At 60.9% G+C, this 14,490-nt stretch carries 15 protein-coding genes; 10 read left to right on the top strand and 5 right to left on the bottom strand.

Translation table 11 applies throughout. From position 1 onward, the window contains the following. Positions 1-54 precede the first annotated feature (54 nt). Positions 55-660, top strand: a complete 606-nt coding sequence (gene plsY, locus NKJ80_RS21000) for a glycerol-3-phosphate 1-O-acyltransferase PlsY (RefSeq protein WP_023696534.1) — start codon at positions 55-57, stop codon at positions 658-660. Continuing rightward, positions 657-1,784: a DNA-processing protein DprA gene (dprA, locus tag NKJ80_RS20995; RefSeq protein ID WP_352498243.1), complete on the top strand. Its 1,128-nt coding sequence runs from the start codon at positions 657-659 to the stop codon at positions 1,782-1,784. The genes plsY and dprA overlap by 4 nt, the downstream gene beginning before the upstream one ends. Before the next feature lie 11 nt (positions 1,785-1,795). Here dprA and NKJ80_RS20990 read toward each other — a convergent pair whose 3' ends face one another. Beyond that, on the bottom strand, positions 1,796-2,704 hold the full coding sequence (locus tag NKJ80_RS20990; protein WP_245263851.1) for a hypothetical protein: 909 nt from the start codon (positions 2,702-2,704) through the stop codon (positions 1,796-1,798). A gap of 50 nt (positions 2,705-2,754) precedes the next feature. Here NKJ80_RS20990 and NKJ80_RS20985 point away from each other — a divergent pair, with 50 nt between their 5' ends. The 3 genes from NKJ80_RS20985 to NKJ80_RS20975 all read left to right on the top strand — a co-directional run bounded on the left by NKJ80_RS20985 (position 2,755) and on the right by NKJ80_RS20975 (position 6,245). Further along, positions 2,755-4,068: a glycosyltransferase gene (locus NKJ80_RS20985; protein WP_352498242.1), complete on the top strand. Its 1,314-nt coding sequence runs from the start codon at positions 2,755-2,757 to the stop codon at positions 4,066-4,068. Further along, positions 4,065-4,784, top strand: coding sequence for a Stf0 family sulfotransferase (locus NKJ80_RS20980; protein WP_081839806.1), 720 nt, complete (start codon positions 4,065-4,067; stop codon positions 4,782-4,784). Before NKJ80_RS20985 ends, NKJ80_RS20980 begins: the two co-directional genes overlap by 4 nt. 135 nt (positions 4,785-4,919) lie before the next feature. Further along, positions 4,920-6,245, top strand: a complete 1,326-nt coding sequence (locus NKJ80_RS20975) for a hypothetical protein (protein WP_023688605.1) — start codon at positions 4,920-4,922, stop codon at positions 6,243-6,245. A gap of 8 nt (positions 6,246-6,253) precedes the next feature. Here NKJ80_RS20975 and NKJ80_RS20970 read toward each other — a convergent pair whose 3' ends face one another. The 4 genes from NKJ80_RS20970 to NKJ80_RS20955 all read right to left on the bottom strand — a co-directional run bounded on the left by NKJ80_RS20970 (position 6,254) and on the right by NKJ80_RS20955 (position 9,465). Continuing rightward, on the bottom strand, positions 6,254-6,910 hold the full coding sequence (locus tag NKJ80_RS20970; protein WP_023688606.1) for a TVP38/TMEM64 family protein: 657 nt from the start codon (positions 6,908-6,910) through the stop codon (positions 6,254-6,256). Positions 6,911-6,927: 17 nt separating this feature from the next. Continuing rightward, positions 6,928-7,656, bottom strand: a complete 729-nt coding sequence (locus NKJ80_RS20965) for a glycosyltransferase family 2 protein (protein ID WP_352498241.1) — start codon at positions 7,654-7,656, stop codon at positions 6,928-6,930. 249 nt (positions 7,657-7,905) lie between these two features. Further along, positions 7,906-8,145, bottom strand: coding sequence for a hypothetical protein (locus NKJ80_RS20960; RefSeq protein ID WP_023696527.1), 240 nt, complete (start codon positions 8,143-8,145; stop codon positions 7,906-7,908). 177 nt (positions 8,146-8,322) lie between these two features. Next, positions 8,323-9,465: a hypothetical protein gene (locus tag NKJ80_RS20955; RefSeq protein ID WP_352498240.1), complete on the bottom strand. Its 1,143-nt coding sequence runs from the start codon at positions 9,463-9,465 to the stop codon at positions 8,323-8,325. A gap of 257 nt (positions 9,466-9,722) precedes the next feature. Between NKJ80_RS20955 and NKJ80_RS20950 the strand changes: the two genes are divergently transcribed. The 5 genes from NKJ80_RS20950 (at position 9,723) to NKJ80_RS20930 (ending at position 14,451) form a co-directional block, all read left to right on the top strand. Then, on the top strand, positions 9,723-10,607 hold the full coding sequence (locus NKJ80_RS20950) for a dihydrodipicolinate synthase family protein (protein ID WP_352498239.1): 885 nt from the start codon (positions 9,723-9,725) through the stop codon (positions 10,605-10,607). Between the two features lie 23 nt (positions 10,608-10,630). After that, positions 10,631-11,290, top strand: a complete 660-nt coding sequence (locus NKJ80_RS20945) for a GntR family transcriptional regulator (protein WP_023706209.1) — start codon at positions 10,631-10,633, stop codon at positions 11,288-11,290. Positions 11,291-11,353: 63 nt separating this feature from the next. Then, complete coding sequence (locus tag NKJ80_RS20940) at positions 11,354-12,691, top strand: ABC transporter substrate-binding protein (RefSeq protein ID WP_352498238.1); 1,338 nt, start codon at positions 11,354-11,356, stop codon at positions 12,689-12,691. Continuing rightward, positions 12,691-13,629 (top strand): carbohydrate ABC transporter permease, encoded by a 939-nt coding sequence (locus tag NKJ80_RS20935; protein WP_023670984.1) that lies wholly within the window; start codon positions 12,691-12,693, stop codon positions 13,627-13,629. Before NKJ80_RS20940 ends, NKJ80_RS20935 begins: the two co-directional genes overlap by 1 nt. After that, a complete protein-coding gene (locus NKJ80_RS20930; protein ID WP_023700756.1) occupies positions 13,630-14,451 on the top strand; it encodes a carbohydrate ABC transporter permease in 822 nt (273 codons plus the stop codon). The last annotated feature ends 39 nt before the right edge of the window (positions 14,452-14,490 follow it).

The following is a 14,490-nucleotide window of genomic DNA, read 5'->3' as shown; positions in this document are numbered from 1 at the left end:
CGATCGCGCCACGTCGCAGACCGATATGTTGCTGGGGAAATGCGGGGGCAAACAATGAGTTATAACGTTATCCTGGCATTGCTGTTCGGCTATCTCCTCGGCTCGATTCCCTTCGGCCTCTTGATCACCCGCGCGGCCGGCCTCGGCGATGTGCGCAAAATCGGCTCCGGCAATATCGGCGCCACCAACGTTCTGCGCACCGGCAACAAGGGCCTCGCCGCCGCGACGCTGGTGCTCGACGCGTTGAAGGGTACGGCGGCGGTGATGATCGCGCGCCATTTTGGACACGACTACGGACTGTGGGCCGGCCTTGGACTCTGGGCGGGCCTTGGCGCCTTCCTTGGCCATCTGTTTCCGGTCTGGCTCGGTTTCAAGGGCGGCAAGGGCGTGGCGACCTATCTCGGCGTGCTGATCGCGCTCGGCTGGCATGTGGCGCTGATTTTTATCGTCGTCTGGCTGGCGATGGCTTTTCTGTTTCGCTATTCCTCGCTGGCAGCGCTGACGGCGGCGGTCATCGTGCCGATCGCGCTTTATTTCTGGAGCACACCTGAGACCGCCGGGCTGTTCCTGGTGATGAGCCTGATCGTCATCTTCAAACATCGCGCCAACATTTCGCGCCTTCTTGCCGGCACCGAAGGCAAGATCGGAGCCAAGGGTTGAGCAAGCCCGCCGCCGGGCCGCGCCTCAGCGACCGGCAGCGGCTGAGCTGGCTGCGGCTGATCCGCACACAAAATGTCGGCCCGGCCTCGTTTCGCGAATTGATCAACCGCTTTGGTTCGGCGGAGGCGGCGTTGGAGATGCTGCCCGAGCTGATGATTTCGGGCGGAGCCAAAAGGATCATGCGCATTCCTTCCGTGGAGGAAGCCGAAGCGGAACTCGACGCAGCCAGTGAAAACGGCGCCCGCTTCGTCGGCATCGGCGAGGCCGACTACCCGCCGATGCTGAAAAACATGGACAATCCGCCGCCACTGATTGCCGTGAAGGTCGAGGCAGCCGTCTTTCGCCTGCCGGCGGTGGCCATCGTCGGCGCCCGCAACGCGTCGCTCGCCGGCATCAAGATGGCGCGCATGCTGGCGGCGGATCTTGGCCGCGACGGCTACGTCATCGTTTCCGGCCTGGCGCGCGGCATCGACACGGCAGCACACCAGGGCAGTCTCTCGACTGGTACAGTGGGTGTGCTGGCCGGTGGGCTCGATGTCCCCTACCCGCCCGAAAATATCGGCTTGTGCGAAGACATTGCCGAGCGTGGCGGCGCCGTTATTTCGGAAATGCCGTTCGGCTGGCAGCCGCGGGCGCAGGATTTTCCGCGCCGCAACCGGCTTGTCGCGGGCGCCGCCCTCGGACTGGTGGTCATCGAAGCTGCGCAACGCTCCGGCTCGCTGATCAGCGCGCGCCTGGCCGGCGAGATGGGCCGGCTGGTCTTTGCCGTACCGGGTTCGCCGCTCGATCCGCGCTGCGCCGGCTCCAACGGCCTGCTCAAGGACGGCGCCACCCTGGTCACCGAGGCGGCCGATGTTTCCGGTGCGATCGCACCATTGGCGGGCACGCGAACGCGAAGCATTGCGCCGCCAGAAAAGGCACCCGATTTTTCGGCAACTCCCCCGCCCGGTGAGGACGAACGCAGCGGCGTGATCGAGGTGCTGGGCCCAACGCCGGTGGGCGTGGACGAGATCATCCGCCACACCGGCCTCAACGCCGCGCAAGTCTCCATGGTGCTGCTGGAACTCGACCTTGCAGGCCGCATCGAGCGCCATGCCGGCGGCAATGTCTCACTGGTTTCGTGAAAGCCTGAGACTTAGTTTGCGGCCGCAAATACCGCAGCACTTTCAGACATGAGGCGCCGCGCGGCGGGTTGGACATTATCCCTGTATGTAATGCATTGGCGGTAGCGGCCATCGGCAACGCGCTGTTTACCAATGCGCTCCCACTCCGGTGTCCAGGAGGAATTCCAGTCAAAATCCTGGGACATCAGATTTTCCCTGTCGAAGCATTGCGGATCCCTCTCGAGTATCCGACGCGCTTCATCGGCGAGGGGACTATAATTTTCAACAGCCGCTATCTTCCGCGCCCGCGCGGCCGGGGAAAGCTGAATTGCCGATTCGACACGTCCCGCCACATTTGGAACCGCAGCGGAACAAAGCTGTTTGCCGACCTGTGCCGTCTTTCGCAGTCCTCGGCAGAGGGCCTGGCCAAACGCAAAGGCAAGATCATGTATGGGATTATAGCCGTCGACCGCATCCGATACGATCTGGACATTCTTTGCGGTCGTTAGATCGGCGCGCACTCTCGAAAACACGTCGATCAGGAAATCATGGTTCCCGGCCAGCAGCGCTTCGTACCAGGCGCCATCCGGAATTTCCCCAAACACCGCGCCGCGTGTCGCGCCCGCAGCTTCGACCAGATCGCGCGAATAGCGGGTTCGCGATGTTTCCTTGCCGCCTGATCCGTCGGTCAGAAGATAGACCCTTGGTTTGGCGATCTCGAGCCAATGGTGGATCCTGAGTTCGTGCCCGGGGTGAGCGAGAATCAGCACGTTTTCCAGTTTTTCTCCTGACTTTTCAGGCAACAATGGCTCCAATCCAGTTTCTGGTCCGATCGAGCCGAATGGCCTGGGGACAAATTCAGGAGCAAACCTTGGCCGCGACAATGCTGACGAAGCTTGTTTGGTCAGCGGCTTCAACTTAAGACGCTGCCAGAAACTCATGCGCCTTTCTCTCTCATATCAGATGTAGTGCGCAAGCAAGGAATCGCCCGTTGCGAATTCTTATCACCAATCTCTCCCTGTCGCGAAACAGCGGATCGGAAGCGGTCGTCGAACTGTTGGCCGACGGGCTTCGCGACGCCGGCCATCAGACCATGCTGCTGGCTCCCACTCTGGGCGACATGGCCGATAGAATGCGTCGGCGCGGGCATCATGTCGTCCATCGGATTGCCGAGATCGTCGAAAGGCCCGATGTCATTCACGCCCAGCATCTGACGCCCTGCCTGACTGCGCTCGCCAGGTTTCCCGACGTGCCAGCGGTATTTTCCTGTCACAGCGCCTTCTTTGAAGTCGAAGCGCCGATGCTGCATCCCCAGATACGCCATTGGATTGCGGTCGACGAGGCGTGCCGAGCCAAATGCCTGTCGAGGGGCATACCGGCCGACCAGATGAGCCTTGTCTACAACGCGGTCGATCTCAATCGCTTCAAACAGCGCCCACCGCTCCCCGCCAGACCCGCGCGAGGCCTGCTGCTGACCAAGAATTTCGAGCACCAGGCGGCGGTTCGTGAGGCCTGTGCGAGAAGTGGCATCCAGCTGGATGAGCTAGGTCCAGCCACCGGGCGGTTTTCGCAGCAGCTGGAACAGGATCTGCTTGGTTACGACATCGTGTTCGCAACCGCCCGGATGGCCATCGAGGCAGCTGCGGTCGGCTGTTCCGTCGTGGTTTGCGACGCGCGCGGTTTCGCGGGATTGCTCAGCAGCGCAAACATGGAGGCATGGCGTCGCTTCAATCTGGGCGTTGGGCTTTTGACCAAGCCGACCACGGTCGAAAATCTTCTGGGCGCGATATCCGGTTTCGGTGCGAACGATGCCGCGGCGGTGTCCACCTATTTTCGGAAGGCGGCCGGCGATGCGTATTTTATCGAGGAACATCTGCGCATCTATGATCAGGTGCTGCGATCCGACAGGGGGCTGGATCCCGATGAGCGCGCGCTTGCGACCGCCGTGTGGATCGAAGAGATCGGGGTCTCGCATCCACGCCGAAGATGGTTTCATATCGTGAAAGAATTGCACGGCTGGCCGGATGCGCCCGAATTGGCGACGCTTCTGGCTCAGTCCCACGCGAACTCGCGAGTTTTGGAGAAGCTTGGCGAACAGAACGCCAGAACCCAGCAGCTTGTTCTGGACGAGGCTGTCTCGCGAGCCGCCGCGCTGGGCGACAACCCGGCTGTGCTGAGCCGGGTGGAGGAACAGCTTTCGAACCTTTCAAATTTTGTGGACGAGATAAAGCGGCTGTACAACGGTATGATCCCCTTGTTCATCAGAAAGCTTCTCCTTCGGGCGCGTAAAGGGGCCGGACATTGACAGGGCTCGACGGCTTGGACCGCGATAAATTGAGTGGCTACAGCATCTGCACCTCGCCACGATCCGGCAGCAATTTCTTGTGCCAGCATCTGAGCGGCACGGGCCTGCTCGGACATCCGCTGGAATATTTCAATTGGGGCGGGCGGCGCTATTTCGATGACCCGGACTACCCCAAGGATATCGCCGGCCAGGTCTGGAAGATCCTTACCATGGGCGCCACTCCCAACGGCATCTACGGCTTGAAGTTATTTGCCCACCAGCACGACTGGATTTCGGGCGAGGTGAACTGGGTCGATGCCCTTCCCAATCTTCGCTTCGTTCTGCTCACCAGACGCGACTTGCTTGGCCAAGCGATTTCCTGGGCACGCGCGCTGCAGACAGGACAATACCGATCGAGCCAACCGATGGCCCAGAAGCCGGTCTTCGACGCTGGACTGATCCAGAGCCAGCTCAACGCCCTTGCTCGTGAACGAGCCCGCTGGGAGATGTTCTTTGCGCGCACCGGTATCGAGCCCTTGCGGTTCGAATACGAGACAATGATCGAGGACCCTCGCCACGCCGTCAGTCAGGTCGCCGAGCTGATGGGCCTGAAGCCGCCCTCCAGGCTGGACCCCGGCAACGTGACCGTTGAGCTGCAAAGGGATGCATCAAACCTCGAATGGGCAGACCGCTTCCGGGCAGAGCGCGGCGACCCGAACATCCTGGACTTGATCTAGCTCCGCAGAATTCGTCTTCGGGCTGTCTGGAGCGCCGCTGAGCGGGTAGCAAAAGTAGCCATTTACTCTTCGCCATCCCGTCTGTATCACCGCCCCAGACCGCGTGGGGCGCCACGCCATCCAGCCGGGGGGCAGATGTCGACACCGTTCAATGCATTTACTTTGGTTGAGTTTCTCGCCTTTGCAGGGTTGAGCTTCCTTTATGTCCGGGCAGACGATTCGTTATCCCCCAGGGGCAAGACCGAGTGTACCATCGTCGCAGGGATACTGTTTGCGATCCTGGTCGCGGCAAGAGCCCCGGCGTTGCTTACCTTCTACAGGGTTTGGGCTGAAATTGGCCCTCTGTACTTCGGCTATGCCTATGCGAACGGTCCGTTAGCCGCTCTGTTCAACCCGGCAAGCAATTACTACGATCTAGCGGCAAACCTATCTTCAGCCGTTGCGGTGTCGGCCGGACTTCAGTGGTGGCCGGTCGTTGACACCGGCTCCGGTCTTCTGGTGGCTTTGCTGTTTCCATTTGTTGTCGCCGGCACAACGCAATCGATATCGTGGCGAACCGGAATCCTGTTGGCGGTTGCGACCGCGCTCTATTGCGTCACCGCATCGGAAACATTCGGAACGGCACTGCACATCAAAGGCTGGGGACCTGTTTATGCCGCGCTTGTTTTTGGGTCGTTGGCGTTCAAACAGCCGCTCAATCGCGTTCATATCGGTCTTCTTCTAGTGCTGCCGTTCACAGGAACCCCCGCAGCTTTCGCGCTTATCATATGGGCGGCTGCCGGCTTTGTGCTACGGCAGCCTTATCTTGTCCGACCTCTGGTTTGGTCTATTCCTGGATTGGCGACGCAGATCGGCTGCGCACTGTTGCCGGCAACGAATACCGGCTTGGCCGTACGGCCGTTCACGTTCCTCGGTTTTGCAAGCTTGCCAGACCTGTTCCTGCTCAAGGTGGGTGGTGCGATCCTTTGGCCGGCCTTGTTTTTCAGCAACTTGACACCGGGTACGCTTGAACTGATAGCAGCTGCCATCGTGTTCCTTGGCGTGCTTGGAGCTGCAGTTTTCCTCGCCCGCCGCCAGCCCATCCTGCTGCTCGTCCCGATCGTTGCGCTGCAATTTTCGGCTACTGCGATTCTCGCCGTCGGAGGTGCCGAGTCACTGCTCCAATCAGGATCTGGCTTCAGGTATTACTTCGCGCCAGTTGCAACACTTCTGATCGTTCTGGCGATTTGGGCGTCTTCGTGGAGGTTGGTTACAAGGGTTGCGGCGGTTGCTATTTGCCTATGCGCGGTCCTCGCAAATCGAGACTACAACGCCATGGTCGACGGCTTGTTCTTCACACCGTCCCACACCAGTTGGTCCTCGCAGGCAACGACCCATCTCACGTCACCGTCGCAAACGCTTGTAAATTACCCCGGAGCAGGCGGAGTACAGCTACCGGACTGTGGAGAATACCACTGCTAACAAGCACATCAGGTTGTTTCGGAATTGTGATGGTACATGACGAACCTGCCGACCAACGTCGCGCCTGCAATAACACCTCCAGCCAGCATCAGCAAAAAAACCTGGTGAAACTCAGGCGATTCGAGAGACGCCGCATTGCCGAGCAATGAACCGACATAGACATAACCAAAAAGGGCGGGAAGCGACGCTGCGGTTCCTATCACGTAGTCGGCGAGGCGAATTCCACTCGCGCCCAGCGCAATGCTTGTGGCGGCAAAGGGAACGACCGGTGACAGGCGGATCAGAAAAACCGATCGCCAGCCGTCAGCGGCAAGGAACTGTTTGACCTTGTCGAGGCCGCCAACAATTTTCGTGTTGGTAAAAGGAACGTTTTGGAGACCCTTTCGGCCTACGTAGTAGCCGACGATGCCGCCGGCCAAAGTCCCGACGAGCGCCATTGCCGATCCACCGGCGAATCCGTAAACCGCTCCGCCTGCGATCCCGAGCAGGGACGCCGGCAATATGCCGGTGGCGGCCACTAGAAACTGCATCACGACCAGCGCAACGAAACCGAACAGCCCTGTCTGCTGAACGCTCGCTTTGGCGATCCGCAAGATATCGTCGAGATAGCCCGACAGCGCCGCGGGGACGAGAACCATCGCAAGGCCCGCCACACCGAGGGCCATTCGTGTCCGACGCCTCATCAGATATTGCTCCCGACGAATAACGGATCTTGTCGAATGCCCAGTTTGCTGAGGCGAAACTTCGCCGCGGTTTTCAAGACACCCAGGCCATAGACGACGCTACGCCGAAAGTTGATCGACGACGCCTCCGGGAAGTATCTCGTCGGACAGGACATCTCGCCACCACGCAGGCCGAGATAGACGGCCTGGCAGACCATCTCATTGTCGAACACAAAGTCGTCCGAGCACCGGTGATAAGGAATCTCGGTCAACGCTTTCCGGCTCCAGCACCGAAAGCCAGTGTGAAACTCCGACATTTCATAGACCGGCATGCCGCCGCGCAGGGCACCCTTGCCCAAGATGCGCGAACCAAAGACGTAATCATACTCGCCAGAGGCGACCATCGAGGCAATCGCCGGCACCAACCTGGGCGAATATTGATAATCGGGATGAAGCATCACGACGATATCGGCATCGCGCTGCAGCGCCGCATCGTAACAAGTCTTCTGATTGCCACCGTAGCCTTTGTTGATCGAATGCTCGATTGTGTGAATGCCGAGCTGTCGCGAAATGCCGACAGTATCGTCCTTCGAGAGATCGTCCGTGAGAATAACGTCGTCGATCAATTGCATCGGCAAGGCGAAGTAGGTCTTCTCCAGTGTAGCCGACGCATTATAGGCGGGCATGATCACCGCCACACGCAATCCATCAATCATTTCTACGCTAACGCCCCGATGTTGCGTTTCCATTGCCGGAAAACGTCCTATAGCGCAAGCCGGCCTAGCATTTCCCGGACCACGTGCAGCAAAAACGCCACGCAATGTTTTCGCCCGCACCAAAGACGCCGGAACGAGAGACCGTGGTGGTCGAGGTCCCTGTTGAGGTCCCGGTTTATGTCGAGCCGCCAATCCAGTCGACAACAGAACTCGCGCGCCTGCTGGCAAAGCGGGTCCGGCGCAAGGCGCTTTCCCTGGTCGGGTTGTCCTAAAGTTAGCCGATCAAGCAAACTGGGGCCGTCGGTTGCCGGGCAACGACGGCGCGCAGTCAGATCCATTCCAGATTGATGTTTCGGATGTTTCCTGGGCGATGCGCTGGCGAATGCGCTCCACCCGATGCGCTATGTCTGGCGACACCCGGTCGTGCGTTTCAACCAGAATGGCGCCGACAGCATCTTGCAGCCCAGCTTCGAGGATGGCTTCCAGGCATTCGGCTTCGCTGCCCTCAATGTCCATCTTCATGATCGATGGCACGCCGGCGGCGCCAACGCCGGTACAGATGCCACCGCAGGGTATTTTTCCAGGCGGCTCTCGGAAAAGCACTCCGCCATTCCAGGGCTCTCCGTTGCACTGACGATCACGCTGGCAACGGCATATTCGACAGCTGATGAAACCCGGGCTCGACAGTCTGCGCATCAGTCAGCGGAACAGATACCGCGATACCTCCGGATTGCCACGGCGCCACATCACATTGTCCAGAAAATAATGGTGCACATTGATGAAGATCAGCACGATGAAGAAGAACAGCGATGACCCCAGCACTTGCCTGTCATACGGGATCAAGGCCGTCAGCGCGGATGGGATCAGCCAGAAGCCGAGATAGCCAAGGGCCGTGCCGCCGACGATGAAGCCGAGGAGCCGAAACCTGTATAGGGGTCCAAGAAAGGACAGGATTTTCGGCTGCGGATCGCCTTCAGCGTCCAAGCTGTCGCGCTCGACGTTCGTCTGGTAGCGCCAGACCACGGCGAGGTACTGCAGCGAGTGGAGCGCTGGCACGATCAGCAGCCAGAGCGGGTTTATCCTTGCAATCAGGATCCAGAGATAGAGCGACGCGACATAGGCCACCAGACCGTTATAAGGCAGGCCGCCGCCGTTCTTCCGCCAGCGATTGACCAGCATCAAAAGCGTAGCCGCCGTCGACGCAACGGCCGCCAGCATGGCGATGTTGGTGACCCAGGAAGGGGCCGCGAAGGTGTAATAGTCCAGGCCGTAATATTTGCCTTGGGTGACTGCGGTATTCGTCTGCAGCCATGCCAGGATCCACACCGCATAGGAGTTGACCAGCAGCACCTTCTTGTCGCGGTCGTCGAAGAATTTGCGCTTCAGCACCGCATCCACCATCAGCATGCCATAGCCCTGCTTGACGTAGTGCCAGCCGACGAAAAAGAACATCGCGTTGGTGGCATAGCCGAGCAGGCGCGTGTTCGCCGCCGCCGCGCCATAGGCGAAGAACCCGGCCATGGCGAGGGGCACGACAATCCCCGCGAAGATGTAGCGAAGCTGCAGGCTCCTGTCGTAGCCGTCGCCCGTCACCTTGCGCCCGAAATTGCGGTAGAAAAGCTGGTAGGAGTGGGCGAAGTGGGGATAGTTCACGAGATAGGCAACGATCACCATCGTTGCGGCCACCGGACCCTCATATTCGAGCGGAACGAGAAACAGCACCGGCAGGATGAGAAACGCGCTGCCGCCCAGCATGAGGAAATCGGCGACCGGGCCGAAGAGGTACTTTTGAGGCGCCGCCGCCTTAGGAGCGACAGCATCCGCCGAAAGCTGAAGTGTCATGTCAGAACCTCCCCTGGGAAAGGCTGAGTTTAGCCATCGACTGGGATGGGGACAAGGTTGGAGCTGCCGCTCCGCGCCCGAACACTGGGCCATCCTGCTGTTTCGCCAATGGTCTCGATCCGCCATGGCTTGAACCCGTGAACCTCTCGATAAAAAAGGTGGGGGGCCTCCGCTGTTAAAAAAGCGCACCACCCCAATTTACGACTAACATGTTAGTGTGCTAGCACAGCATACATACCTGCTTCGGAGACCTTCCGGTGACATCACGCTTTGGCCTTTCGGCCGCTCTCGCCACGCCTTTCGATGCCCGCGGGCAGATCGCCACCGCCCCCATGATCGCTCAGGCCGAAAGTTGCCTGGCGCAGGGTTGCGGCAGCGTGACGCTTTTCGGCACCACAGGGGAAGGCGCATCGGTGGGCACGACGGAGCGGCGGTCGGTGACCGAGGCCATGCTGGCTGCTGGAATCCTGCCGCATCAACTCGTTGCCGGCGTGCTGGTCGACGCCGCCGAAGACGCCGCCGAACAGGCACAGCATGCCTTGCAGCGAGGCGCCCGAAACATTCTGCTGGCCCCGCCGAGCTACTTCAAGAATGTCGGCGAGGACGGCCTTTTCGGCTGGTTCTCCGCCGTCTTTGCCGCGCTCGCCCCCCTCGCCCGTGACGTGCTGCTCTACAACATCCCTTCGGTTACCATGGTGCAGCTTTCGCTTGGCCTGATCGGCCGGTTGCGCACTGCTTTTCCCGACGTGGTCGCCGGGGTCAAGGATTCCGGTGGAAATTGGAGCTACAGCGAGGCGCTGCTTGCCGCCCATGGCGATCTGGTGATCCTGATCGGCGATGAAAGGCATCTGGCGCGTGCGGTGCGACTGGGTGCTCAAGGCGCAATCTCGGGCATGGCCAATTTCGTCCCGGGCGAAATCCGCGCCATGGCCGAGGACGGGCGCGACGATCCTCGCGTCGAGAGTTTTGTGCTCGAATTGCTCAAATATCCGGTCACCCCGGCGGTAAAGGTGATGGTGGCGCGTAAGACCGGCGACGAGCGCTGGCTGGCGGTCCGTCCGCCGCTGGAGCCGATCGCGTTGCAAGGGCAGCAGCAGCTTGCCTCAGCCTATGACAGCTTGTTTGCCAGGGAACCGGCCTGACCGGCAAAGGGAAGCGCGCCGAAATGGAAGACGGCAACGAACCGACCACCCTCAGGGAGAAGGCCTATGCCAGCTTCACGCGGCATTTGCTGGCGCGCGACTTCAAGCCAGGCCAGTTCGTGTCGCAACGTGAGCTGGTTGCCTTCACCGGACTGCCGCTCGGCGCCATTCGCGAGATCGTGCCGCGTCTCGAGGCGGAAGGACTGCTGACGACCATTCCGCAGCGCGGCATGCAGATCGCCCATATAGATATCAGCCTGATCCGCGAGGCCTTTCAGTTCCGCCTGTTCATGGAGCGTGAAGCGGTGGCGCTGTTTACGGTCAGCGCCTCCGATGCCGAGCTTGCCCGCTTGCGGCGCGAGCATGAGGACATGCATGCCCAGGCGCTTGCGCAGACCCCGACGCCGGAGATGGAGGCCAAGGCGCAGACCATCGACTGGGCCATGCACGACACGTTCATCGATGCGCTGGGCAACGAGATCATCGCCAAGGCCTATCTGGTCAATTCGGTGAAGATCCGCCTGATCCACCAGGAGCGGTTCCGTATCGACGGGCGCGTCGTGCCGGTCATGCGCGAGCACCTGGCGGTGATCGAAGCCATGGAGAGCCGCGATCCAGGGAAGGCGGTCGAGGCGATCAGTCTGCATATCGACAAGGCGCGCCGGCTGGCGCTGCAGATCTGAGGAAACCTGAGCCGCACCGCGGTCCGCGATGCAATCGATAACGACAACAACCGGGAGGAAGAAATGTCGTGCAATCTGTTCAACCCAACCAGGAGGCAACTGCTTCAGGGAACCGCGGCGCTTGCCGCCGCCGGCTTTGCGGGCGTTCGCCCAAGCTTTGCCGCCGGCGTCGACTGGAAGCGCTTTGCGGGAACGACGCTTGACGTCAATCTGGTGAAAAGCCCGCGCAGCGACACGCTGATAAAATACATCGCCGAGTTCGAGGAACTGACCGGGATCAAGGTCAATGCCGAAGCGACGCCGGAACAGCAGCAGCGCCAGAAGACGGTGATCGAACTGAGCTCCGGCAAACCGAGCTTCGACGTCGTGCATCTGAGCTACCACGTGCAGAAGCGCCAGTTCGAAAAGGGCGACTGGCTGGCCGACATATCAGGCTATCTCGCTGACCCGACCCTGACCGATCCTGCGCTGGTGGAAACCGATTTCGCCGATGCCGGCATGCTGTTTGCCAAGGACGGCCAGGGCGTGCTGCGCTCGCTGCCGTTCTCGGTGGATTACTGGATCGTCTACTGGAACAAGGAATTGTTCGAGGCCAAGGGCCTCAAATACCCTGAAACCTTCGAGCAACTGGTGGCGGCCGCCGAAGCGCTGACCGACCCGTCGACCAACACCTACGGCTTTGTCGCCCGCGGCCTGAAAAACGCCAACACGCCGGTATGGACGTCGCTGATGCTCGGCTACGACATGACGCCGCTCGATGACAAGGGCAAGCTGCGCACGACCTCGCCCGAGGCGATCGAGGCCGCCAGCCTCTACCAGCGGCTGATGACCAAGTCGGCGCCTCCAGGCGTCACCGGATTCAACTGGGCCGAAGCCCAGTCCGCCTTCCTGCAAGGCAAGATCGGCATGTGGTTCGATGGCGTCGGCTTTGCCCCGCCGATGGAAAATCCGGAAAAGTCGCGTGTGGTCGGCAAGGTCGGCTACGGCGTCATGCCCAAGGGCCCCAAGGCGCATGCCGCGGGCACCTTTGGTGACGGCCTCGGCGTGACGGCCACCAGCGAGAAGAAGGAAGCTGCCTATCTGTTCTGCCAGTGGGCGATTTCGCCTGCGATGGGTGCGCGCCTGCTGCAGGCTGGCGCCGGCGTGCCGTTCCGCAAGTCGGTGCTGGAAGACCCCAAGGTGCGCGAAGGCGTCACCATGCCGGCGAGTTGGCTCGATGCCGTGGTCGGCTCGGGCGATGTCAGCCGGCTGTCGCTGCCGGTCATCATTCCGGTCACCGAGTTCCGCGACATCTATGGCGTGGCGCTGACCAATCTGATCGCCGGCGCCGATCCGGCAGAGGAACTGAAGAAGGCCACCGAGCAGTTCCAGCCGGTGCTCGACCGGAGCGAGCAAGGCTGATGTCCGCCATCACCCCAGAACGCACCGGGGTGACGACGCAAGCCATCGAAGGGGGCCAGACCATCCGTCTGGCTCCCAACTACTGGCCTTTCGTCGTCCCGGCGCTCGTCGTCGTCGGCGCCGTGATCGTCTTTCCCTGGGCCTTCACGCTGTGGATGAGCGTCAACCGCTGGACCCTCGGACAGGCGCGAAGCTTTGCCGGGATGGAAAATTACCTGCGGCTGGCAGTCGACCAACGCTTCTGGGAATCGCTTTTCCATACGCTGACCTACACGGCGCTTTCGGTCGCGGCGCCGATGTTCCTTGGCACTGTCGCGGCGCTGATCTTCGACGCCAAATTTCCGCTGCGCGGCCTGTTGCGCGGCGTCTTCGTCATGCCGATGATGGCAACGCCAGTCGCCGTGGCGCTGGTCTGGACGATGATGTTCCATCCCCAGCTTGGCGTGCTCAACTATCTGTTGTCGCTGGTCGGCATTCCGGCGCAGGAATGGATCTTTAACGCCAGGACGGTCATCCCGTCCCTGGTTGCGGTCGAGACCTGGCAGTGGACGCCGCTGGTGATGCTGATCGTGCTGGGCGGCTTGGCCTCCGTGCCGCGCGAGCCCTTCGAGAGCGCCGAGATCGACGGCGCCAACGCCTGGCAGCAGTTCCGCTATCTCACCTTGCCGATGATCGCGCCGTTCCTGATGATCGCCATGATCATCCGCACCATCGATGCGCTGAAGAGTTTTGACATCATCTACGCGATGACCCAGGGCGGACCGGGCACGGCCTCGGAAACCATCAACATCTATCTCTACAACACCGCCTTCTCCTACTACGACATCGGCTATGGCTCGGCCATGGCCGTGGTGTTCTTCATCGTCATCGTCGCGCTGTCCTTCATCCTGCTGATGCTGCGCCAGCGCTCCCAATGGATCGGGGTGGAGGGCAAATAGATGAGTTCACGGCTGCTCAACCGGATCGGGCTGTTTTTCGCGGCTCTGGTCTTCGTCTCGCCGGCGATCCTGTTCTTCCTCTGGATGATCTCGCTGTCGCTGAAGTTCGAGATCGACAACGGTGCCTACCCGCCGATCCTGATCCCGGAACATCTCGCCTGGTCGAACTATGTGAAGGTATTCGAGGAGAACAATTTCCTGCTCTATTTCTGGAATTCGGTTCTGGTGACGGGCACGGCAACGTTGCTGGCGCTGCTGATCGGCGTGCCGGCGGGCTATGGCATCGCGCGGCTCAAGGCCGAACGCTCGGCGGTGGTCATCATGATCGCCCGCATGACGCCGGGGCTTTCCTATCTCATTCCGCTGTTCCTGCTGTTCCAGTGGGTCGGCATTCTCGGCACGCTGTGGCCGCAGATCATCATCCATCTGGTGGTGACGGTGCCGATCGTGGTCTGGGTGATGATCGGCTATTTCGAGACCACGCCGATGGAGCTGGAAGAAGCGGCCAACATCGATGGCGCCAGTTCCTGGCAGGTGTTCCGGCTGGTCGCCTTGCCCATCGCCAAGCCGGGCATTGTCGTCGCCTTCATCCTGTCGATCATCTTCTCATGGAACAATTTCGTCTTCGGCATTGTGCTCGCCAGCCGCGAGACCCGCACGCTGCCGGTCGCCGTCTACAACATGCTTTCCTACGAGCAGGTGAGCTGGGGTCCGCTCGCCGCCGCAGCACTTGTGGTCACGCTGCCGGTGCTGGTGCTGACCCTGTTCGCGCAAAGGCAGATCGTCGCCGGGCTGACCGCAGGCGCCGTCAAGGGCGGCTGAGGCACGGCCCCGACATGACTCATTTCCGGGAGAAATCCA

The organism is Mesorhizobium sp. M0030, from assembly GCF_040323695.1.
GTDB lineage: Bacteria > Pseudomonadota > Alphaproteobacteria > Rhizobiales > Rhizobiaceae > Mesorhizobium.
Note: the sequence above shows the minus strand (reverse complement) of the source record. Positions and strands in the feature narration are given on the sequence as shown.